The 23,388-nt window shown below is 59.8% G+C and carries 18 protein-coding genes; 7 read left to right on the top strand and 11 right to left on the bottom strand.

Going from position 1 to position 23,388, the window contains the following annotated elements; genetic code table 11:
• Position 1 precedes the first annotated feature (1 nt).
• The 5 genes from ACF0H7_RS13970 to ACF0H7_RS13950 form a co-directional block, all read right to left on the bottom strand.
• A complete protein-coding gene (locus ACF0H7_RS13970) occupies positions 2-3,556 on the bottom strand; it encodes a S8 family serine peptidase (protein ID WP_397453329.1) in 3,555 nt (1,184 codons plus the stop codon).
• 204 nt (positions 3,557-3,760) lie between these two features.
• Positions 3,761-6,145 carry a DUF3772 domain-containing protein gene (locus ACF0H7_RS13965; RefSeq protein ID WP_397453328.1) on the bottom strand — a complete coding sequence of 795 codons (2,385 nt, stop codon included), beginning with the start codon at positions 6,143-6,145 and terminating at the stop codon, positions 3,761-3,763.
• Positions 6,146-6,497: 352 nt separating this feature from the next.
• A complete protein-coding gene (locus ACF0H7_RS13960) occupies positions 6,498-6,797 on the bottom strand; it encodes a DUF4124 domain-containing protein (RefSeq protein ID WP_397453327.1) in 300 nt (99 codons plus the stop codon).
• Between the two features lie 226 nt (positions 6,798-7,023).
• Positions 7,024-9,843 (bottom strand): 2-oxoglutarate dehydrogenase E1 component, encoded by a 2,820-nt coding sequence (locus tag ACF0H7_RS13955; RefSeq protein ID WP_397453326.1) that lies wholly within the window; start codon positions 9,841-9,843, stop codon positions 7,024-7,026.
• A 208-nt stretch (positions 9,844-10,051) separates the two neighbouring features.
• The gene (locus ACF0H7_RS13950; RefSeq protein ID WP_397453325.1) at positions 10,052-11,092 is read right to left on the bottom strand and encodes a GlxA family transcriptional regulator; all 1,041 of its coding nucleotides are present in this window, start codon (positions 11,090-11,092) and stop codon (positions 10,052-10,054) included.
• A 319-nt stretch (positions 11,093-11,411) separates the two neighbouring features.
• Between ACF0H7_RS13950 and ACF0H7_RS13945 the strand changes: the two genes are divergently transcribed.
• On the top strand, positions 11,412-12,296 hold the full coding sequence (locus ACF0H7_RS13945) for a LysR family transcriptional regulator (protein ID WP_397453324.1): 885 nt from the start codon (positions 11,412-11,414) through the stop codon (positions 12,294-12,296).
• A 35-nt stretch (positions 12,297-12,331) separates the two neighbouring features.
• On the opposite strand, the gene ACF0H7_RS13940 is transcribed toward ACF0H7_RS13945, so the two are convergent.
• From ACF0H7_RS13940 to ACF0H7_RS13930, 3 genes are all read right to left on the bottom strand, one after another.
• Positions 12,332-12,910: a hypothetical protein gene (locus tag ACF0H7_RS13940; RefSeq protein WP_397453323.1), complete on the bottom strand. Its 579-nt coding sequence runs from the start codon at positions 12,908-12,910 to the stop codon at positions 12,332-12,334.
• 162 nt (positions 12,911-13,072) lie between these two features.
• Entirely contained in the window at positions 13,073-13,552 is a 480-nt protein-coding gene (locus tag ACF0H7_RS13935; RefSeq protein ID WP_397453322.1) for a VOC family protein, read from the bottom strand.
• 88 nt (positions 13,553-13,640) lie between these two features.
• On the bottom strand, positions 13,641-14,324 hold the full coding sequence (locus ACF0H7_RS13930; protein WP_397453321.1) for a trimeric intracellular cation channel family protein: 684 nt from the start codon (positions 14,322-14,324) through the stop codon (positions 13,641-13,643).
• A 107-nt stretch (positions 14,325-14,431) separates the two neighbouring features.
• On the opposite strand from ACF0H7_RS13930, the gene ACF0H7_RS13925 reads away from it, so the two are divergent.
• Positions 14,432-14,824 carry a RidA family protein gene (locus ACF0H7_RS13925; protein WP_397453320.1) on the top strand — a complete coding sequence of 131 codons (393 nt, stop codon included), beginning with the start codon at positions 14,432-14,434 and terminating at the stop codon, positions 14,822-14,824.
• A gap of 31 nt (positions 14,825-14,855) precedes the next feature.
• Here the strand turns inward: ACF0H7_RS13925 and ACF0H7_RS13920 are convergent, their stop codons facing one another.
• The 3 genes from ACF0H7_RS13920 to ACF0H7_RS13910 form a co-directional block, all read right to left on the bottom strand.
• Entirely contained in the window at positions 14,856-15,785 is a 930-nt protein-coding gene (locus ACF0H7_RS13920) for a DMT family transporter (RefSeq protein ID WP_397453319.1), read from the bottom strand.
• A gap of 173 nt (positions 15,786-15,958) precedes the next feature.
• On the bottom strand, positions 15,959-16,690 hold the full coding sequence (locus ACF0H7_RS13915) for a helix-turn-helix domain-containing protein (RefSeq protein WP_397453318.1): 732 nt from the start codon (positions 16,688-16,690) through the stop codon (positions 15,959-15,961).
• Between the two features lie 222 nt (positions 16,691-16,912).
• Positions 16,913-17,932 carry an NAD(P)-dependent alcohol dehydrogenase gene (locus ACF0H7_RS13910; RefSeq protein ID WP_397453317.1) on the bottom strand — a complete coding sequence of 340 codons (1,020 nt, stop codon included), beginning with the start codon at positions 17,930-17,932 and terminating at the stop codon, positions 16,913-16,915.
• A 561-nt stretch (positions 17,933-18,493) separates the two neighbouring features.
• Between ACF0H7_RS13910 and ACF0H7_RS13905 the strand changes: the two genes are divergently transcribed.
• From ACF0H7_RS13905 to ACF0H7_RS13885, 5 genes are all read left to right on the top strand, one after another.
• A complete protein-coding gene (locus ACF0H7_RS13905; RefSeq protein ID WP_397453316.1) occupies positions 18,494-19,951 on the top strand; it encodes a PAS domain S-box protein in 1,458 nt (485 codons plus the stop codon).
• A gap of 38 nt (positions 19,952-19,989) precedes the next feature.
• Positions 19,990-20,883 carry an alpha/beta fold hydrolase gene (locus ACF0H7_RS13900; RefSeq protein ID WP_397453315.1) on the top strand — a complete coding sequence of 298 codons (894 nt, stop codon included), beginning with the start codon at positions 19,990-19,992 and terminating at the stop codon, positions 20,881-20,883.
• Positions 20,884-20,976: 93 nt separating this feature from the next.
• On the top strand, positions 20,977-22,005 hold the full coding sequence (locus ACF0H7_RS13895; RefSeq protein WP_397453314.1) for an acyl-CoA dehydrogenase: 1,029 nt from the start codon (positions 20,977-20,979) through the stop codon (positions 22,003-22,005).
• Positions 22,005-22,775: a PIG-L deacetylase family protein gene (locus tag ACF0H7_RS13890; protein ID WP_397453313.1), complete on the top strand. Its 771-nt coding sequence runs from the start codon at positions 22,005-22,007 to the stop codon at positions 22,773-22,775. The genes ACF0H7_RS13895 and ACF0H7_RS13890 overlap by 1 nt, the downstream gene beginning before the upstream one ends.
• On the top strand, positions 22,772-23,371 hold the full coding sequence (locus ACF0H7_RS13885; protein ID WP_397453312.1) for an SAM-dependent methyltransferase: 600 nt from the start codon (positions 22,772-22,774) through the stop codon (positions 23,369-23,371). The genes ACF0H7_RS13890 and ACF0H7_RS13885 overlap by 4 nt, the downstream gene beginning before the upstream one ends.
• Positions 23,372-23,388: the final 17 nt, after the last annotated feature.

Raw genomic sequence — 23,388 nt, 5'->3', positions numbered from 1 at the left:
GTCATGCTCCCTGATCCCGATGCAGCAGTGCGAATGGTTCGGCTAACAGCCCTTGAAGCCCACGATATTTGTCGGTCATGGCCTGCATTTGTGTGTCCTGGAATTGCTGCTGGCGTTCGATGCGCGCCGGTTGGTCGAGGCGCTTGCGCACCACATACGCCACCTGACAGCTGCCCGTGTTGATCAACAGCGTGACCCCACCGCGAAACACCCGGCGACTGCCGTCCTTCGCGTACAACGACTGAGTCAATTCAACCACCAGTTGCGACAGCAACTGCCCATCCGGCCCTACCCGCCGCGACGGTCGGACCGAGTGCACTTCGATGCCGTGCATGCTGCAAGCAATCACCTGATTACCAATCGACAGCGGATAGTTCGGAATGGCTTTGCGGTGTAATCCGAGTGCGGCCAGCTCATCGTCGCCGACCTGCTTTTTGTCCATTAGCCAAGCGTGGAAAACCGCAGCGTTCGAGCGCGATGTCGACCACGCGGTTTCGCGACGGGTCTGCAGCGTCCATTGCAAACTCAGCTTGGGCAGCAGTTGCTCCAGATGCCCCAGCGGTAGCAGCGGCGGTTCCCAGCGCAGGGTGTCGACCGAGTAGGTCCGCAGGCCCTCGGGGTAGATCCCGCGCGCCATGAACGCGGCGGCGAACGCCACGCGATAACCATGCGGGTCGTCGGCGACAAGGTCCTGGTCCGCCGTGATCACTGCGCGCAGGAAATCGCCAAAGGTGATGTCCACCGGCGGACAATAGTCCAGCGCGCGGATGCAGATGGTCAGCACGTGCTTGGCCACCTTGCTCGCCAGGTCGGTCAGGGCATCGACCAGATCGCCTTGCAACGCGCCCGCGGGCAACACCTCCGAGCCATGGGTGGACAGCCGAATCGGCACCAGCGCACGTCGGCTATAGACCTGCAAGAACGCATCGAACACCGCCGAGACCAGCACTGAGCCTCGATCGTGCGCTTCGGTTTTACTCTGGTAATCGCTGGTGCTGGGCTTGGCTCGCTTCCAGATGAAGTCACCATTGGCGTCCTGCTCTTCGGTGCCGATGGCGTCGCGCAAGGCCTTGTAATGACCGGTGGCCCGGCCGAACTGCACGGCCAGCCAGGCCAGCATCGATCCTTGAGACAGGTCGCCACGGGAACGCGCCAGCAGCTCCCGCAGCGAATCACGCAGGGTAAAATGCTGAAACAGCGCGACAATGTCGGCGAAGCCCTCGTGAAAGGCCAGCACATCCGGATTGGTCGGTTCGATGAAGCGCCGATGCAGGCCATCGAGCAACGCGTGGGTGGTCTCGTGGGCGACAATATCGTGGGAGAGCGCGGTAAAAATGGTTTCACCCGGGGCGCCGACACCGTCCCCGGTGGACTCGAAGTAACCCAGCAGCAACGCTTTGCGCGGAGGGCTGTAAAACGCATTCGCGGCGCGCAACGCATGGGGGTAAATGCGCAACCGCTGCACGTAGTGCGACTGGTTGGCGGTGAAGCGTGGGGCCCACAACGCTACACGCCCCAGCGCCAACTCAAAGTAACGGATGGTGTTCATCGCCACCGCGTAGGCCATCTGTTGATGAAACTGTGGATTGGCTTCAGACGGTTGCAAGCCATCGGAGGCCAACAGGCGCGGGTCATTGAGGTCGACCGGGGCATAACAGCATCCACTGGCCGGATCGATGTCTACCACTTCCAGGTACTCGCCCACCGGGCCCGGCGCCAGTTCGGGCTCCCAGAGCAAGCTCAGGGTGGTCTGATTGATCGCCACCGATTCCAGTGCGCGCCCCAACGACGGATCGTAGGCATACACGCGCAGCCTGCGGCTGACCGGTGTCGGTGGCTGTGGCGACAGCGCCTGCTGCAATTGCAATTGGTCCAGCCTGCTGCTGGGCGGCGCGGGCGGCAGCGACAAGCTGGAGCTGCCCGGTACCGGGACCACCGCCGCGCTCAACTGCAAGGCACGACGCAGCGCTTGCGAGGCTCTCGGATGCTGCGCAAGTGCCTGGGCAATAGCGACTCGCTGTGCCAGCGTGAGCGAATCCGGATCGACATTCGGGTCGGGCAGAATGGCCTCGACGGACGCCGACTGCGACAGCTGCAACGCCTCCAGCTCAAGCATGCGTTGCTGTGCACCACTGAAACTGGTCATGCCCAGCCCGGTCAGCACCCGTAAAAAGGCGAACGACGCCGAATCGGCAGGTTCTTGCTTCAGGTCGCTGGCTTTGGCGGCAGGTACGTTAAAGGCGTCCAACGCGCGCAGTTCGCCGCGCCCGAACCTGTCTGGATTGCTGTTAAGCGACGTGTCGAACAACGCCTTGCGCACCGCCTCGACGCGCATCCATTTTTGCGGATATGTGCTACAGGCCGTCCCATTCTTTTGCAACCAGATGGCAGCGGCGGCGGCAATCTGCGGCGTGGCGGCGGAAGTGCCGGCGCCGTCGTAATCGACCACACTGCTACAGCCGAACTTGGCCCAGGGCACGTTCGGTGTATAGGCCGCCATGGCGGTATTCATCTTGCTATTCGGCCCATAATTGCCGGCCATCTGCTGACGCGGCAGGTCGGCGTACGGCGTGTGGTTTTCCATCACGCCACAGGCTGCGATCACGCGATTGAAGCGCGCCGGATAAACAATGTTGTGGGTCGGCAAATTGCCAAAATTGTTGCCCGCGGCGGTCACTACCACCACGCCTTCCTCATACAAGGCGTTGACCGCATCCGCCCAGGCTTCGCTGGCCACACCGCCCATGCTCATGCTGACCACCTGCACCGAGGTGGCAGCGTTCTGGCACAGACCATGGACATAATCGAACGCCTGCGCAATGGCGCTGTTGTTGAACAGTACCACCCGGTTGGCGACTCGAATCGGTACTACCTTGACGAAAGGCGCCGCACCAAGCCCGCTCAGGCCCGTTACCGGTGAACCGGCGAGGATACTCAGCGTGCCCGTGCCGTGCCCGAGGTTGTTCAATAGCCCGGAGGTATCATCCGTCGCATCGTTCGGGCGGTTGGCGTCGACAAAATTGCGTGCCAGATTGCGCTCCAGTCCGACCGGCAGGCACTGGTGATCCGGGTCATAGCCAGTATCCAGATGGGCTACGCGCACGGCCTTGGCCAGCGGCACATTGCCAAGCTGCTTGAGCAGGCCGGCAAACTGGCCGTGCTGGGCATCCTGGTACCAGAAGTTATTGCTGCCAACGGGGAAGCCCTTGTCCTGCGGATCGACGGCACAACTGGCGGTCAGCGCCATTTGCTGGTCTTGCGCAGAGCCGCTCAGCCAGCTTTGCGTCAAGTCAGGTTCAGCGAACAGCGGGGCTGCACCGGCCATCCTCAGCCCCCGAGTGACCATGGCATGGCAAAGGTCCCACGGATTGCCAGCCGTCAGCGACAGGCCCGCTTCCACCACATGCCATTGCGCCTGTGGGCCTGCGGCGAGATCTTTGGGGACGCCGATACTGGAGAACAAAGGGCGGAACGTGAGTGAAGCCCCCGCGAGCGTCAGGGCTGTACCTGCTGCGGGCGGCAGCATTTTGACCAGAAATCGCTGGACGTCAGGCATGTTGGGGCTCCTTTGCGCTGCGCATCAATCCTTGGCGGCACAGGCAAAGCCGCAACCACAATCGCACGACCACGAGGGTCGTACTGCAAGCCGGGCGGTTGAGAAACTAAAGCATAGACAAGCAAGGCCGGGGTGCCAGTGGCGGCCTTGCAGCTCGTCGGAACAGCCACGCCGTCCCGCCCACCAACATCTGCACCCTCAAGGTCAGGTTTGGGGATTGGTCAACGAAATCCCGGCCGCACTCAGTTGTTTGAGAATCTCGAACAACAGTTCGCTCTTGATGTTGCCGACGATGCGCGGGCTGCTGACGAACCCGGTGACGCGTAACATGACGCCTTCCGCCGTCAGCTGGATGAACCTGACCGACGGCGCGGGCCTTTCGAGAATGTCCTTATGTTCAAGGTAAGTGTTCAGTAACAGGGTTCTGACCTGCTCCGGATCGATGTTGGGCGCAAAGGTCATTTCCAGCATCGCCACCCCCTGGGCACTGCCGCCCATGGTGACGTTACGCAGGTTCTGGGAAATCAACTGCGAATTGGGAACAATCACGATCGAGCGGTCGCTCAACTGTATTTCCGTGGCTCTGACGTTGATACGGCGGATGTCGCCTTCGACCCCGCCGATGCTGACCAGGTCTCCAACCTTGACCGGGCGCTCGGTCAGCAGGATCAATCCAGAGACGAAATTCTTGACGATTTCCTGCAAGCCAAAACCAATCCCCACCGACAGCGCACTGACGATCCACGCCAGGTTGCTCCATTTGACGCCCAGCGCATAAAACGTCAGCAGCGCCACCGAGGTATAACCGATATTGCTGAACAGCGTACTCAACGACGTGCGCATGCCGGGATCCATATCGGTTTTCGGCAACAGCTCGGCGTCCAGCCACTTGCGCAGCGAGCGAATCAAATACCAGCCGATCGCCAAAATCATGATCGCATTCAGCAAATGCCTGGGCACGATGTCCAGTTGACGCAGTCCTTCCCCACCCAAAATTTCGACTGTGTTGTCGACCAACTCACCCAGGTGCGCGCCGAAACCGCCGACAAACAACGCCACACTGGCAAACAACAGCAGCAGGGCTTTGGCGGTCCCGGATAACACCACGGCGGCCTGCTCCAGCTGCAAGTCACCAAAACTTACCAGTTGTTTGATCGCCTTACCGCTCGCGTGTTTCGGCGAAAACACGCTTTCACAAATATCCCTGGACAGTAACGACAGCAGGTAAAAACTGGAAACGACGATATAAAACCAGACCAGTTCATAGGTCAGAAACGTGGCAAACGAGACATAGCCAATCAATACGGCAAACAACGCGATCACCACCACCAGGCAGACACTGGCATGGATCAAGCCAGCAAACGTCGACCTTGCTTCCGGTGGATTACCGGCGGCGGCCATGGCTTTTCGGACCTGATTGGTGCGCAGCATGGCGACGCCGACAATCGACATCATGCTCAGCGCCATCACCCCACGCCCGGCAATCACGCTTGGCAGACTCAATCCAATGACATTGGTCATTCTCAGGAACGTGCCACATATCACTAACACCACGGCGAACACCCCGGGGTAGGGTTTCATCGCCAGTGCCACGGGGTCGGCCATCGCTGGCAGCCGCCAGGAAGGGCGCTCCGTGGATAACAGCGCCCTGCTCAGCCCGGCCAGCAACACGCAGGTCAAGGACAAGGTTTCAAACTCATCGATGAAATTCTGCACCGTCGGCGCCAGTTGCGGTTGACGCGTAAAGATCAGAAAGATCAGCTCAAGCGCGCAACCCACGGTCAGTACGGTACACAGCGTCGTCGCCAACGCCAATGAACTGCGCCGCAAGCGACCCTCAGGCAAGTGGTGCATGCAGTAACGGGTCAGCAGTTTTTCGGCAAGACGGCGACCCAACGTACACAGCAGCAGCGCGAACACCACCAGGGCGAAGCCCACCGTTCGCTGTGCAGGTTGCCAGGCCGCACTCATGGCAATCGCCATCTGACTCGCGAACGCGTTCAGGCGCTGCCGGTCTTCCACGGGAGCGGCAAAAAAAGGGGACCAGAAGCCGGGGTTCAAAATACTCCCCGAGCGCAGTGTCAGTTGCGACTCCAACTGGGTGCGGCGAATCTCGGCAATCTGGGTCGCCAGCTTGGCCGCACTTTCCTTGATCACCACCAACTGCTGCAACTCCGTATCCAGTTGCAGTTTGCGGCTGAGCAACGACGAACGCTGATGCGCGACCGCCGGTGTTTCTACCGCAGCACCCGCAGTGGGCACCGGGCCCAGGACATCAAGTTGCGCCTGTAATTGCGTTTGTACCGGGACGCGCAATACCGTCAACGCATTGGCATCGTTGGTCAGTTGCTGAACGAAGTCTTTGAGCACCACCCACTGTCCATAATCGGTGGCGACCGAGGTCTGCTGTTTAAGGCTGTCGAGCCGGTCCTGGATTTTTTGCAGATCATCCGAAACCGTGATCGCCGTAGAGGGCGCGTTGGCGGATGCCGATCCATCGGTCGCCGCAGACGCGGCATGCCCACCCACACTTAAATTGAGCAAGAAGATGAATAAGGCGCGGACTACAATTCTCGAGAAACTGCCCATCGGCGGGTTCAACTCTTTATTGTATTCACCCTATGAGTCGACGACTTCAGCAGAGCCCGGCAGCCCGAAAGTACCGCGCCGCTGCTATTCGCCACATTGATTCAGCTCTATTCCTCCGTGGTCAGGGTAGATCATGACGCCCCTTGCCGCTGGCTGGACGTGACTTTTCCCGAACAAAGCCATACCGCCACGCAACCGCAAGCGCCTGATTTGGCGACTGAACGCCACAACGCACTAACATCATTCGTCCAGTGCCTCGACGCCTGCCGGCCCAGATCGTCACGCGCAACCAAAGCTCCACAGCCGGCAAATACTGCATTTTGGAAGGGAATCGCGATCAAGAGTGGTCAGGCTATCGACCCTTTTGCTCCAACCCCTGATTCAGCTTCTCATCATTCTCCATCATGACTTCCAGCGCTTTGATGCGCTGCGCGAAGTCAGCCGAGGCGGCCTGGAGCGCGGCGTCTTGACGTTGCGATTCGCCTGACGCCTGCGGATTTTCCAGCGAATCAATGCTGCAAGGCACCTGCTGATAGATGCGCTTGCCGTCTGCATCGGTGCAGGTGTAGACCGCTCCGGCACTCGCCCAGCCGGCACAGGTCAATAGCGCTGTGAATAGCATCATCGGCGAGAGAATCTTGGTTTTGCTCACTCGGTACTTGTCGCTGGAATGGAGTTTTCAGAAAAAATAACGCTATAGGTGCCCGCCGAATTGTATGCCATTGCCGATGCCATCGGGTGAGTGTGTGGCAACGCCTGGGTCATGGCCGCTGCAGACTGGCGTTTTCTGGTAGCGGCTTGCCTGACCGGGCACGACTGCGGCCTCCAGGGTCAGCAAAAACCCCACCCGCTGCAGTCACGCCCATCAAGCCGGCGCGTTAAGCAAACGCGCTGAGCAGCACCTGCTGTTGCTGTTCAGCGTGCATCTTCTTGTTGCCAGGTGCCGTGGACGCGCCCGCGTCGGGACCCGCGTAACGCAACGAGGCCGATTCAGGCGTGAGCTCCCACAGGTAGTCATCGACGAATTTCCAGGCACCCTGGTTGCGCGCCTCTTCCTGGCACCACACCACCGACTCCAGGTTTGTATAACGACCCAGTTCAGCCGCCAAGGCGTCCGCAGGAAAGGGATACAGCTGTTCGAGGCGGACGATGGCCACGTGTTCAGCACCTGACACGCGGCGATGGGCCAGCAGTTCGTAGTAAACCTTCCCGGAGCAGACGATTACGCGGGTCACCTGTTGATCATCTGCCTCTGCCCGATGCGCTTCGCCCAGCACTTCCTGGAAACAACCCTCGGCAAACGCCTCTAGTTCATTCACCGCCTCGGGATGGCGCAACAGGGATTTGGGCGTCATCACCACCAAAGGTCGCGGCACCGAATGCAAGGCCTGGCGACGCAGCAAATGGAAGAACTGCGCCGGCGTCGTGGGCTGGCAGACGCGCATATTGTCTTGTGCACAGAGTTGCAGGTATCGCTCCAGTCGGGCGGACGCATGCTCCGGCCCCTCGCCTTCTTGCCCGTGGGGCAACAACATCGTCAGGGCGCTGTGTTGGCCCCACTTTGCAGCACCGGCAGCGATAAACTGATCGATGACCACTTGCGCGCCGTTGGCAAAATCGCCGAACTGCGCCTCCCACAGCACAAACGCATCAGGCCGAGTGATGGTGTAACCGTATTCAAAACCCAGCACCGCAGCTTCGGACAGAATCGAGTTGATCACCGTGAACTGGCCTTGCTGCCCTGGCGCCACATGATCCAGCGGTCGGTATTTGCCAGCGCCGCGCATTTCACGGTTCTGCGGGTTCAGCACCGCGTGGCGATGGCTGAAAGTCCCTCGCTCGCAGTCCTCGCCGCTCAGCCTGACATCCATCCCGCCAGACAATACCGAAGCAAACGCCAGGTGCTCGCCCATGCCCCAATCCAGCGGTTTGGCGCCCGTCGCCATCTGGTGCCGGGCTTTGATCACTTTGGCAACCAAGGGGTGAATGTTCAGGTCCACGGGCAGCTCCGAAACCCGCGCCGCCAGCTGTTTGATGTGGGCCAGCGACGGTGCCGAATACGCATTCAGGTCCGGGCACTGGGCATAGGCTGCGTCCAGCGGAACACTGTGGGTCAGCTCATCCAGTGCGTCAGTCCTGGAGTTTTCCAGGCTGTCGCGGTATGCCTGCACCTGGGCCAACACCTGGCCATCGGTCATCACCCCAGCTGCCACCAACTTATCGGCGTAAATCTGGCGAATGCCCGGATGCGCGGCAACCGAGCGGTACATCAATGGTTGAGTGATATTCGGCGTGTCCATTTCCTGATGGCCGTGGCGTCGGAAGCACACCAGGTCGATCACCACGCTTTTGCCAAAGGTCTGGCGATAGTCCAGCGCCATCTGTACCGCGTTTACTACTGCTTCTGGGTCATCGCCGTTGACGTGCAACACTGGCGCTTCGATCATTTTGGCAATGTCGGTACAGAAGAATGACGACCGGCTTTCCTGTGGATCAGAGGTGGTAAAACCGATCTGATTATTGACCACGATGTGCACGGTGCCGCCGTTTCCGTAACCCTTGGTGTAGCTCAGGCTCAGGGTCTCCATGACGATGCCCTGGCCGGATATCGCCGTGTCACCATGGATTTCCACCGGCAACACTGCACCCGACTGAGCGCTGTCTTGCTCCTCGCTTTGCCCGCGGGCCATACCCTGCACCACTGGATTCACGAACTCCAGATGCGACGGGTTGAAGGCCAACGCCACGTTCACCGCGCCGTGTTCAGTGGTGATAGTGCGGGTGAAGCCCTTGTGGTATTTCACGTCGCCGGCGGGCAATAGATTCGCCGCCTTGCCTTCGAACTCGTCGAACAAGTAGGCCGCCGGCTTACCCACCGTGTTGACCAGAACGTTCAAACGGCCGCGGTGGGCCATGCCCATCACAATGTCGCGTACGCCAACTTTGGCACCGTGACGGATCAATTCATCCAGCAGCACAATCAACGACTCACCGCCTTCCAGCGAAAAGCGTTTTTGCCCGGTGTAGCGCAGGTGCAGGTACTTCTCGAAGCCTTCCGCCGCGCTCAACCGTTCAAGAATGTGTCGCTTGTGCTCGGCACTCAGCTGCGGTTTTGCCCGCGTGGACTCCAGCCGTTGCTGCCACCACTGCCGCTGCAGAGGATCGCTCAGGTACATGAACTCGCTGCCCAGGGTTGCGCAGTAGGTTTCTTCCAGCGCTGTGAGCAACTCGGCGACCGACAGTTCGCCTTTGCCGAATTGATGACCGGGCAGTTCGACTTTTTTGCTCAGGTCGCTGTTGTCCAGGCCGTGGAACGCCGGCGACAGTTCTTCAATGCCCGGCAAAGGCGCCCAGCGCAGCGGGTCCAGATTGGCACGACGGGCGCCAAGCATCCGAAACGCTGCACTCAACGACTGTGCTGCCAATTGCCGGCGGGCAGCGTCCAGGTCAGGGGCCGCGACCGACAACGCCTTGCGCCCGACCCGCCGTGCCAACTGGACAAAATGCTCGACGATGGGCGCGTGAGCGATATCGACTGCCCGATGCTCACCGCTGGCCAGCGTGTGCTGCAGCGATTCAAAGTAGCTGCGCCATTGATCTGATACCGCCGAGGAGTCACCGAGAAACCGCTCATATAACGCTTCAACGTAGGACGCATTCCCGCCGTTCAGGACGGAAGTTATCGGGCTGTTCATCATGACTCCTCACTGCTGTGCCAACGACTGTTTGGCACTCGGGATGGCGATTGATCGCTAGCTCATCCTAAAGAAAACGGGGTGCGCCGAAGGCCCTAACTAGCGCATTCCCAGGCCAAAGACAGACGATTTCTGGCCAGCGACTCATCGTTGAAAAGCACAGGGGAATCTGGCCCGAACGCGACGGTTCGAGCCATATCGACAGAGGGTGTTATACGCTGGCGAGCACGGGGGAGTTGCTTGATCGAACCTGAACCGATGACGGCGTTTTTCCCAAGATAACCTTCGCGCCTTGCTCGGTACGTTTGAACTTTTCCCGGTATTGCTTGGGCGTGGTATTCAGATGCCGGGAGAAGGTCATGCGCAGGTGCGTGGAGCTGTGGAAGCCGCAGTTATAGGCAACGGTCTTCAACGGCACATCGGTGTCTTCCAGCATTTTGCGCGCATGATCGACGCGGACCTGATCAACGAACACCGAGGGCGTAACATTCGCGTATTTCGAGAAGATTCGGGTAAAGGTGCGGCGACTGACGGACACCGCGTCGGCCAGTTGTTCCATGGAAAACGCTTCACTGATGTGATCGATCACGTAGTTCAGCACCGTGGTGACAATTGAGTCTTCTTCCGGGCGCACGGCAAGGAACGGGCTGGTTTGCGACTGCCCGCCCTCCCTGTGGATGTAGACGATCAGGTTTTTGGCGATGCTGACCGACAGCTCGTTACCCCAGTCTTCGGCCACCAGCGACAGGCACAAATCAATCCCCGAGGAGACCCCGGCACAGGTAAACAGATTGCCGTCTCGCACGAATATCTTGTCCGGCCGAAGCAGCGCCAACGGAAACCGGTCCTCGAAGCGCTGAACATCCCGCCAGTGCGCGGTGGCTTCACGGCCATCGAGCAACCCGGCATGGCCTAACAGAAAGGCGCCATTACACACCGAACCAAAGCGCCGGGCGCCTTGTGCCTGATCGCGCAGCCATTGCAGAAAACCTTCCTCTGGCCGAATGTCCGGCATCCTCGGCCCGCCGGCAACCAGTAACAGGTCGCAATGGCCCGGATAGCTTTGGTAGTCATAGCCGACCTCGATCACCATGCCGTTGGAGCAACGCACATTGCCCGGCCGCACGCCCACCAGCGTCACCTCGTAGCGCTGATCTTCCGGCAGCAACGTATTGGCCTCGGCAAACACATCGAGCGGTGCCGCGACATCCAAGGCTTGAACACCATCAAAAACAACCAATACGAGTTTCATTTCAACCTTTCTGAATCGGTCGGGTGTGGCATGAATGACGGCCGGACGCCTCGACCCAGCAAGGCGCGAACCCTTTGCGTACGGAGATCGAGGACCCGACGCTGGCAATATCGTTAGGGAGCTAATGTATACCTTTGGGGCAGGCATAAAATCAGACCTTGGTCGTGACATCGGCGCACACGGCGTTAATCGACGAGCTGATCGAGAAAACCCCATTGATTCTCGGCAATCTACTGTCTACACCACGTCCGTTTAAGGCATCCTTCACAATCAAACAGAGCGATCACCTCTGCTCACCCTTACGCTGGATTCGTGAACCATGGACACACTCGACGCGCTGCGTATCTTCGTCAGTATCGATGAGTCCGGCAGCCTTAGCGGTGCCGCGCGCCAACACTCGCTGGCAACTTCAACGGTGACGGTAGCCTTGCAGCAGTTGGAGCACAGCGCCGGTGTGCGCTTGATCACCCGGTCCACCCGGCGAATCAGTTTCACTCACGAGGGTCGGCAATTCCTGTCTGAAGCGAGAAAGATTCTGGCAGTGTGGGACGCCTCGCTTGAGGGCGTCAAAGACGGGCCCCTGACCGGCCCTATTCGCTTCACCTGCACTCAGGATTTTGGCAGCGAAGTGATCGCGCCGCTGATCGACAGCTTTTTACAACTGCACCCCGGTATTCAATTCGAACTGCTGCTGGCCGAAGGCGTGCTGGATCTGGTGCAGAACGATCTGGACTTCGCGCTCCGTCACGGCCCGCTGTCCGACTCCTCGCTGCGGGCCCGGCTGCTGGTCTCGGGACGCCGAACGATTTGTGCGGCACCGGCGTATTGGGCCGCGCACGGCAAACCGACCCACCCTGAGGACCTGACACGTCATAACTGCCTGGTGCTCTCACGGCCGGACCGCTCGTCGTCAGCCTGGTCATTTAGCGAAGGCGGTAAACTGCTCAGGATCAAAGTGTCGGGCAATCGCACGGCCAACAACGGCGCCATACTTCGACAGTGGGCCATCAAAGGCCACGGCGTGATGATCAGTCCGGAGTGGAATATCCTTAAAGAACTGAAATCCACGGCACTGGTCACTGCGCTTGATGAGTTTCTGTCCGATGAGGCCAACCTGTACGCCGTCACCACTGAAGGTGTCGCGAGTCGTCGAGTGACGGCGTTTATTGATTTTCTGACCCAGCAACTGTCGACATTCGAATAGCAGTGGGCAAAAAAGTTGCGGGTCAGACCAAAGGGTTAGCGTGAGGTTTTGATCTTCAGCACTTCGGTGTAGATGGCGTCGACCGTCTGACCGACCTTGAGGTTCTTCATTCGGGCCTGGAGCTCGGGGTCCTCGACTTTGACCACCTTCACTTTGCCTTCAGGAGGCAACAGGCTCACTTCATGCTTTTTCAAGTCAATGTGGGTGATTTTCGACGTGACTTTGACCTGGCGAATCGCCTCGCCACCGGGATTAGGGTTGTCCTTGGTGGCGCGGGTGATCGCTGAATCGTTGGTGATGCCGCGCGCACTGTCGACATCGGTGTCCAGCACATAGGCGATCGAGCGGGTCACGCGGATGTCGACCTTGTCGCCGACTTTCAGGTTATGCAGGTTCTTGGCCTGGTCGGTGAGCTGGACCGGCACCTGGGTTTCGTTGGGCCCCGCTAACGTGACCTGATGATTCGCCGCATCGACGGCCAATACCTGGGTCACCAGATGGCTCTCCAGAGACGTACTGCCCAGCGGTATATCGGCGGCATGCGCGGCAAAACTGGCGGTAGACATGAGTGAAGCGAGGACAACGGCGTGAGTAAAGGACCGGTTCGGTTTCATAAGCCTGCTTTCCATGTGATGGCTGATTGAGCAACGCAGCGGATACCCGACCCGAGCGGGTTGCTCTAACGCCAAAGCATAGCCACTGATTACCGATGTGCTCGTTGAAGGTGTTCATCGGTCATTTGCTCTGGAGATATCGCCCGGCCCCAGCAGCTCAGGCTAACCCGCCAACGCTGCCTCAATCGCCGCGACGTCGATCTTTCTCATGCCCATCATGGCCTGGAACGCGCGGTTGGCTGCTGCCCGATCAGGGTTGGTGATCGCGGCGCTCAGTACACGGGGCGTGATCTGCCATGACAAGCCCCACTTGTCCTTGCACCAGCCGCAGGCGCTTTCCTCGCCGCCGTTGCCGACGATCGCATGCCACAAGTGGTCGGTTTCGGCCTGGTCGTCAGTGGCAACCTGGAACGAGAACGCCTCGCTATGTTTGAACATCGGGCCGCCGTTCAGGCCGAGACAAGGGATGCCCATCACCGTGAACTCGACAGTCAGAACATCGCCCTGCCGGCCCGACGGATAATCGCCCGGCGCGCGATTGACCGCGCCTACCGCGCTGTCGGGGAACGTCGCGGCATAGAAGGTTGCCGCTTCCAATGCACTGCCTTCGTACCAGAGGCAGAGGGTGTTTTTGCTGTTCATTTTGCTTCTCCACTGTTGAAGATGATGGGTGGATTCTGGTCGCGAGGATCACCGAAGGCGGCGATAGAACGCCGCTTCAACGCAACACTCACGATGCCTTTTTGATCGCGGGCAGGTTCCAGCGGTATCTCAGTGAGAGCATGCGCACCAGGGTACACAGCGCAATGGCCGCCCAAGGGCTGACCTGGGGGCTGATCCATTGCAGGTCGCCGAGCAATTGGATCACTGCCCCCAAGAGCGCTGCCGAGGCGTAGATTTCCTTGGTCAACACCACCGGGACACGGCCCAGAAGGACATCCCTGATGATACCGCCGCCCACGGCAGTGACCACCCCGAGCAGGATCGACAACTCGATATCGGCGACGAGCGTGTACACCTTATGCACCCCGAACGCGGCAAAGAAACCCAGCCCGATCGCATCGAAGAACAGCGTAGGTTGCGTCAGCTTGAGCAATGCGTTCTGAAAAAAAGCAGCCAGAGCCACCGCCAGCACAATGACCCCTACGTACTCGATATTGATCAGGCCTGCCGGCGGGAGCACGCCAATGCAGAGATCGCGCATCACGCCGCCGCCACAGGCGGTCACCCCGGCAATGACAAAAACACCAAATATATCCAGCCGGCGGTCAATCGCCGCCAACGCACCGCTCAAGGCAAAAATAAAGGTGCCCATGAGATCTATGTAGTGAAATGCCTCGAACCCCATGTCGTTACCTGAGCCGTTTTGCGCCTGATGATGTGCGTGTCCCATGATCGCGTCAGTGTCGACCACGCACTGACTCCATTAAAGCTCACCAGAGCCTATTGTTGGGTGTGTCATCACGCAACACCCCGTAAAGTGGCTTCGACCTCTACCCATCACCTGGTTTTTTTTCACTTATGAGCGACCGTCAGATCATTGTCCCAGACTCGATGCAACTGCTTGCCGAACGGGCCGGCTACGCGCCAGCAGTGAAGATCGGCAACACGCTGTATTGCGCAGGTCAGGTGGGTCGCACGCCTGAGCTGGCGGTCATTGAAGACCCGGAGCTGCAGTTTTTCGCGGCATGGGAAAACCTGCGCATCGTACTGGCTGCGGGTGGTTGTAGCTTTGAGGATATCGTCGACATGACCACTTACCACGTCGAGATGCAACGCTACATGCCGCTGTTTAGAACGGTGAAGGACAACGTCTTCCCCAGAAACAGCTGTGCATGGACGTGCATCGGCGTGAGCGAACTGGCCAGACCGGGCTTGCTGGTCGAGATCAAATGTATCGCGGTTCAGCGCTGAATTGACCGACCGTCCTCGCGTGATCAGCGGCTCACCCCCGTCGCTGATGGCACCACAAACACCACGCCACACCGGTGACCAGCAACAGGATTGCCATTGATTCCAGCGCGCTGGGCAGCCGCTGCTCCCAGAGAAATCCGAGCAACAGGGCGGCCAGTGTCTCGATCACTAACACCTGCCCACTCAGCGCCAACGGCAACAGCCGGCTGGCCTGATTCCACAGCGCGCCGCCCACCACCGATGCCAACAGCGCCACCCCCGCCGCCACCAGCCAATAGTTGATCAGGGTATGCGTATCGTAGCCATGCAGATCGGCGCCGAGCAGCGGCACCGCCAACAGCAGTGATTGAGCGCCGGTCATCACCCCGGTCAGCAACGCCCAGTCGTGCGCCGACACCTGGGCCACCGCCAAACGCCGGGCATTGCTGACGGCGTACCAGCTCCAACTGAACAGCGCACCGGCTGCACACAACAGCCCGAGTTTGCTGTTAATGGCCTCACCCACCGGGTTTTCCTGGCTGAGTGCATGGAAGCTGATCAGCGCGACACCGGCCGTGACGCAACACAATGACGGTGCCAGCCGCGCCATCGGAACAGCATTGGCATCGCGCCGGCCGGCCAGCGCAACCAACACTGGTATCAACCCGACGATCAACGACGTGGTAGCCACCCCGACCTGCTGGACACCGGTTCCCACCAGCGAGTAGTAGAACAGGTTGCCGATCAGGCTGAGCCAGAACAACGACACCCAGTCTGCACGGGTGAGACCCGCACACACCTTGCGCCATCGCGGCAGCAGCAACACCACCGAGAACAGGCCGTAACAAAGAAAACGCAGAAGCGCAAACTGGGTACCCGACAACCCCGGCGTGAGTGCCGGACCGAGAAAAATCACGCCCCAGCACGAACCCGCAGCCACCCCGCAGGTCAAGCCTTTAATCATGGAGGGATGTATCGCCATCGCACTACCGCCTTGTTCAATTGGGCGACAGTGTGCTGAAAAAAACAGTAGGTGTATTGTCCGAAACACAGGTTTGTTTTACCCGGATTGCGGGAAGGGTGTTGGGCTCAAAACCTGGAACTGTCCCCGATTCCGTGAAGCCAGCTCGTTGGTGAGTGACTTGATGCGTTGTATCAGACATGACACCGGTGCGCAGCTCTTCGCCAGGCCGCCGGCGTGGTATCGCACAGCCGGCTCATCGCCCGGGTCAACGCGGCCTGATCAGAAAATCCCACCCGCAACGCAATATCGGCGATGGGTAGACGGCTCTCGACCAGCCATTTACGAGCATGGCGCATACGCAACTCAGCCAGCCACGCTTGTGGCGTCTGATCGAACAACCGCAAGAAACGCCTGTGCAACTGCGCGACACTCAGCGCCGCCTGATTGGCCATGGCCTCGTTACTCCAGGCGGCACCAGGATTAGCCTCAAGTTGCGCCAGCAGCCAATCTATTCCAGATGCCCGTTGCCCCGCATCCCTGGCCATCGCACTCAGCAGCAATGGGCTCAGTTGCGCCGCACTCGCTGCCAGCCCCTGGTTGCCCACCAGATCGGCAAACTCTATCAAGCGCCGGGTACTCGCAGAAATGGGCAGGTAGGTGCGCTGCGCAAGCGAAGCCAGCCCAGCTTCGGCAAACCAGCTCCCCGGACAATCCAATACCAGAAACCGGCTGCTGGCGACGGCGGTCTGAGTGTGCATCGCGCCAGGGATTACCAACGCTGCCTGCGCTTGATCCAGACAAGCGCCGCGCCCTTCTACCTCAATCTCCATACGCCCACCGATAGGCAGTACCAACTGCGCGAAGTCATGCTGGTGATGCGCGCATTCGCCTTCGTAGGTGCGGATGTTGAGGTGCGAGGCCACAGTGATCACTCCGGGCGATGGCGCTTAATGGTGGGGTCTCGATGCTATCACAGGCGCTAGAGGCCAGATTGCCCACACCGGCAAAACGCACGAAGCGATTGCGACGGGACGCCATCCCCCAAAAGCCCAGCAGCACCGAGCCGCAGGGCTTTTGGCAGTAACTTGGCGGCTGATCAAAACGGCAGTTGACGCTCACCCAATTGCACGGTCACCCGCCCAACGCTAAAAATCAGCGTCCAGGATCACCCGGTAGTTGGCCTTTCCAGATTCAAGATGAGCAATCGCCTCATTGATTTTGCTCATCGGGAAATGCTCGACCATTGGCTTGATATCGTGCAACGCGGCGAAAGCCAGCATCTTCTGATAGGAACTGCGTGCGCCGCTGGGCGAAGAGGAAATGGCTGCCTGGGGCACCAACAGGGCCATAACCGACACCGGGATGGGTTCATTGATAATGCCGACGATGTGCAGCCGCCCTTTGGGGGCCAGCATCGCCAGCACTTTGTCCCAGTCCAGCGGAACGGCCACGGTCACGATCAGCAGGTTGAATGTGCCTTTAAGCTCCGCCCATTGCGCAGTGTCGCGGCTCGACACCACGTGATGGGCTCCGAGTCTTTTGTTTTCTTCGTACTTGGTGGCGGTCGATGAAAACGCCGTGACCTCTGCGCCCCAGGCGCGACAGAACTGCAACGCCAAATGGCCGAGCCCGCCAATCCCGAAGACGCCCACACGGTCGGTGGGTCTGACACCGAATTCAATCAATGGCGAGAAGACGGTGATACCCGCGCACAGTAGCGGACCGGCATCCTCGCTTTTGATCCCTTCAGGCAGCGGAATCGCCCACAGCCAATGCACCTTCAGCCGATCGGCAAAACCTCCGTGGTGCCCGAAAATAGTGGCTTGCAACGAGGAGCACAGGTGCGCGGCACCCTCAAGGCAAGGGTTGCAGTGCTGGCAGGTTTCCTTGTTCCAGCCTACCCCTACCACTTGGCCGATCTTCAACCCTTTGGTCTTCGCCACCTCGCCCAGGGCGACGATCCGGCCGGTGATTTCATGGCCGGCCACCAACGGGAAATTGATAATGCCCCATTCGTTTTTGATGAAAGAGAGGTCCGTGTGACACAGGCCGCAGTGGTCAACTTCGACTTCGACCTCCTCGGCGGTCAGCGCCGACATTTCGTAGGTGAAGGGTTGCAACTTAGCGTTCGCCTCAAGGGCGGCCCAGGCTTTTACTGTCGACATTATCGGGTACTCACATTTTAAGAAGCGAGAATTTAACCAACCGATGAATGGCATTGAGACACTTCTGTCCGGCAGGTTTCAGACACCAGGTCTGGCGCCCTGAAGCGCAGGAAACCTGAGGAGATCAGCACGTCGTGAACCAACGCGTTTATAGGTATTAGGGGGCGCTCGGGTATCTGTCAATAACCGCGGCCGGTCTTATCCAGATTGCGGCCAGGGGACCGCCTAAATCAGCTTTGCCGCCAACTCCCAGGTGATGAGCGGCACCCTGCCCGAGGCGGTTTGCCCCAGCAGCCACGCCAGGGAAATGTCGGGATTGAAGCTGTAGCTGTTCGATCTCATCCTGTCGATATAAACCCTTCAATTGAGTTGTTAGCCGCTGAAATACTGATTGCGGTGGCGGCCCGTCGCCGCGTCAGAATCCCATTCTCATGCAATACTGAAAAGGCTCCCATTGCGGAGTTCCTGCCCGATATCTCGCCATGAAGCCAGGTCAGGCACGATCGTCGAAGTTCTACCAAAAATTGCGGGTAATGGGCGCCGAAAGCTACGGAGTTACGAATGAGCAGCAGGTCGATTCATGGAAGTGACGCATCCCTCGAGGCGAGTAGTGCCCTCTCGGAGCCTCGAGAGCGTTGCGCTTCACTTTCGCAAGAGATGGGGCTGCATGATGTACTCGAAGCATTGCCCGAGGCCGTCTACACCACCGACGCCAATGGCCTTATTACCTTCTACAACAGCGCGGCAGCCAGCCTGTGGGGCGTGAGCCCATCGATCGGCGAAAGCGTCTATTGCGGCGCCCTGGCGCTTTATTGGCCTGACGGCACGCCGTTACCCCACGACCAATGCCCGATGGCCATCGCGCTCAAAGAGCAGCGTCCGGTCAGGGGGCTGGAAGCCCTCGCGCAGCGCCCTGATGGCACGCGCATACGTTATCTCGCTTACCCATCGCCAATTTTCAACGCCTGTGGAGAACTCATCGGCGCGGTAAATATGCTGGTGAATTTCACCGACCAGGCCGTCGCCGATGACGCCGCGCAAACGCATAACGCCATTGTTGAGTCCTCCGACGACGCAATCATCGCCAAGGACCTCAATGGCACCATCATCAACTGGAACGGTGGCGCGCAGCGGCTCTTCGGTTATTCGGCGGAGGAAGCGATCGGCCGACCGGTCGCCATGCTGATTCCACTGGATCGGCCTGACGAGGAGCCTGATATTTTGCAGCGTATCCGGCGCGGCGAACGGATCGAACATTACGAAACCATCCGCCGGCGAAAAGACGGCAGCCTGGTCGAGATTTCATTGTCGGTGTCGCCGATCAGGAATCGACAAGGCCGGGTCATCGGCGCGGCAAAAATCGCCCGCGACATTACCGAGCGCCGCCAGGCTGAAGCACAGAAAAACCTGCTGATCCGGGAAATGGACCACCGGGTGAAAAACCTGTTTGCCTTGGCCAACAGCGTTGTCTCACTCAGCGCGCGTTCGGCGTCGACACCCGACAAACTCGCCACCGCCGTTTCCTCGCGGCTGACCGCGTTGGCCAAGGCGCACGCGCTGACGCTGTCCCACGGCCTCAGCAGCGAACAGCCGACCACGTTGCACACGCTGATTCAAACCATCATCGCGCCGTATGCGGCGGGCGAAGATAACGCGCAGTCACGGGCGGTCGTGAGCGGCCCGGACATCAGCATCGCCGGTAACGCCGTCACCAGCTTTGCCCTGCTCCTTCATGAATTTGCAACGAACGCAGCTAAATATGGAGCGCTGTCATCCGCTGAAGGACATTTGGAAATTCTCTGCAGTACCAACGGCGAACTGTTCACCATTGAGTGGAACGAACGCGGTGGCCCACTGATCGACGGTGAACCCACGAGCGTGGGTTTTGGCACGGTGCTCGCCAAAGCCACTGTCCGAGGTCAACTGTGCGGCGAAATTTCACGTGACTGGAAGCGAGAAGGTCTGTCCATCAAGTTTGTGTTTGCAGCCAGTAGCGTGAGCGCCCAGACCGGCGTTTGACCTGCCGGGCTGATATTTTTTCGCTTTTGAGGGGAACGATGAAAAGTATTACCGCTGGGGTGCTGGACATTGCCTACCTGGAGGTTGGGCCCGCTGGCGGGGCGCCGGTGGTTCTCCTCCACGGTTTTCCCTATGACGTACAGGCCTACGATACCGTCGCCGCTCGTCTTGCCTCGGCAGGCCGACGCTGTTTGATCCCCTACTTGCGCGGCTACGGAGCGACACGTTTTCTCGCGCCGCAGACGTTGCGTTCGGGAGAGCAAGCGGCCCTGGGTGCTGACTTGCTGGCGTTTCTCGACGCCCTGAACATCGAACGCGCAGTGCTTGCCGGTTACGACTGGGGCGGCAGAGCCGCGTGCATCGTCGCGGCCTTGTGGCCAGAGCGGGTGACCGGCCTGGTCAGCTGTGGCATCGGCTACAACATTCAGAACATCGCCAACGCCGGCACCCCTGCCGTACCCGAAACCGAGCACCGGCTCTGGTATCAATATTACCTGCATGGCCAACGTGGACATGCTGGCCTCACCGCCAACCGCGAATCATTCTGCCGCCTGCTGTGGCAAATGTGGTCGCCCACCTGGACCTTCGACGAGCCGACGTTCGACCAAACCGCCACGTCCTTTGCCAACAGCGATTTCGTCGATGTAGTCACTCACTCCTATCGTCACCGCTTCGCCCTTGTCGACGGTGACCCTGCGTATCAGCACATTGAAAACCGACTCGCGGCAAAACCCCTGATCAGCGTCCCTACCGTGGTATTGGAAGGCGCGGACGATGGCGTCAATCCGCCTAAAAGCGTTGACGTCGGTGCACGTCAATTCACCGGGCCTTACCGTCGGCAGATCGTTTCAGGTATCGGCCACAATTTTCCGCAAGAGTCTCCGGACATCTTTGCCGAGGCCGTGCTGAGCTTGCCCTCCTCCCCGGTGTGAACGGCCTGAAGAACGGGTTGGAAATGCGTTGAACTCTTACACCCTGGTTTCCTCTTAACTGTGAGCGCACACAGCCGTGAGGGGACCACACCGATGAACAGCCCGGCAGCATTCAGCACGTTATTGCAACAGTTTGCGGCCAGGCCTTCGGTTCATGTGCTTGAGAGTGCCCTGCAACAGTTGATGCACGAGCTGGCCAGCGCCGGATTCGCCAGCTTGCCACAGCCCGGTCGCGGCCAGACCCTGGAGCGCTGGCGGGTATTGGCGCGGGTCGCAGGCACGGACCTGGCGCTGGCAAAACTGTACGAAGGCCACACCGATGCCCAAGCCATTATGGCCGAGCTCGAACCCGGCACTGCACCGGCTACGGGCACGTGGGGCGTATGGGCGGCCGAGCCTCCTTATGCGCGGGTCAGCCTGGTCGCTGGCCGGGGCCAAAGCGTGCACTTGCGCGGACGCAAAGCCTGGTGTTCCGGCGCACTGCAGCTCGATTGGGCGCTGCTCACCGCGTGGGACGAGCAGCAGCAACCGCAGTTGGTCGCCGTTGAGTTACGGCAGCCATCGGTGCGCATGATCGACGAACCTTGGCAGGCGGTCGGTATGTGCAGCACCGCCAGTATCGACGTCGAGTTCGAAGACGCGGTGGCCCATTGTGTCGGTTTGCCCGGTGCCTACCTTGATCGTCCCGGCTTCTGGCAAGGCGGCGGCGGTATAGCGGCATGTTGGTATGGCGCCGCCCAGTCGATTGCCGGTTTTCTACATACCCAGTGCAGCGCGGGGCGTCACGACGAGCACGCTTCGGCCCATCTGGGTGCGGTGGATGCCGCACTGTGCGGTGCTGCAGCGGCGTTGCGAGAAACCGCACGCTGGATCGACGACCATCCCCACGACTCTGCCGAGCTGCCGGTTCGCCGTTTGCGCGCGCAGGTCGAGGCGGCTGTTGGTGTAGTCCTCGAACACGTGGGCCGTGCGTTGGGGGCGACGCCTTTCTGCCGTAACGCGCACTTCGCTCGGTTGGCAGCGGATCTTCCGGTGTTTCTCCGGCAAAGTCATGCCGAGCGGGACCTCGCTGCGTTGGGGCAACAGGTAGCGGCACACACCGTCGAAGGGTGGTCATTGTGATGGAGACACAGGCTGCTTCAACGAAGAATCTCATTCGCGGCCCCGGCACCCCATTGACCGAATGGCAGGCCAGCCTGTCACTGGCCTGCGTACCGTTGATCAGTCATCAAGCCCTGGTGCCGCCAGGCCAACGTCTGGTCATCGTTGCGCCTCATCCTGACGACGAGGTACTAGGCTGCGCCGGCGCACTGGCCGGCATGTGCGGCAGAGAAAACGAGGTGCTGATGATTGCCATCACCGATGGCGAAGCCAGCCATCCCGGTTCACGCGAGTGGAGCCGATCACGCTTGCGCCATCAGCGGCCAATCGAAAGCGCGCGCGCACTGGCCGAACTAGGCCTTGATGTGAGCACACTGTGTTGGCAGCGAATGCGCATCGCCGACAGTCAAGTGGCCGCAGCTGAGCACCGACTCACCGAGCACTTGCAGGCCTTGCTTCGCCCCACCGATCGGGTGATGACCACCTGGCGATTCGACGGTCATTGTGATCACGAAGCGGTGGGACGGGCTACCGCCAGGGCGGCGGCCGAAAGCGCTGCGCTCCTGATCGAAGTACCGATCTGGGCCTGGCATTGGGCGCACCCGCAAGACCCCAGAATTCCTTGGCAGCGAGCGCGCAAGTTGCTGCTGGATGACGAGCTGCTGGAGCGCAAACGAAGGGCCATTGCGGCTCATGTTTCGCAAGTGACTGCGCAAGGCATGGCATCGGCCGTGTTGCCCGAGGAAACCCTCGAACGACTATTGCAACCTTTTGAACTGGTGTTCCTATGAGCCTGTCACCGGAGTACTTCGAGCACATGTTCAATGCCAGCGACGACCCCTGGTCATTCCGTACCCGCTGGTACGAAAAGCGCAAACGCGAGTTGACCCTGGCCAGCCTGCCGCACCAGCGTTATCAGCGCGTGTTTGAACCAGCGTGCGCCAACGGTGAACTCAGTGCCCTGTTGGCCGGGCGCTGCGATAGCTTGCTGTGTCAGGACCTCAACCAGACGGCGGTGAAGCTGGCGCGCAGTCGACTTCGCGAATACGGCAATGTCCGCGTTGAGCATGGCCGTATTCCGGAAGACTGGCCCACCGGCCGATTTGACCTCATCGTCCTCAGTGAGGTCGGCTATTTTCTGAACGCTGCCGAGTGGCAACAGGTGATCGAACAGACGTTGCTCAGCTTGAGTCCAGAGGGAGGGATAATGGCCTGTCACTGGCTGCATGCGATTGAGGGCTGCACGCAAGATGGCCGGCAAGCGCATGCAAGTCTTGAGCGACACCTGCCCTTGCACCGGCTGGTGCGCCACCAAGAGCCTGATTTTTTGCTCGAGTACTGGAGTCGACAGGCGACCTCAATCGATCTGGGCGAAACCACACAATAGTTCGCCTGACAAACCTG

It is taken from the genome of Pseudomonas sp. NA-150, assembly GCF_044336365.1.
Classification (GTDB): Bacteria; Pseudomonadota; Gammaproteobacteria; order Pseudomonadales; family Pseudomonadaceae; genus Aquipseudomonas.
This window is presented reverse-complemented; position numbering and strand designations above follow the sequence as displayed.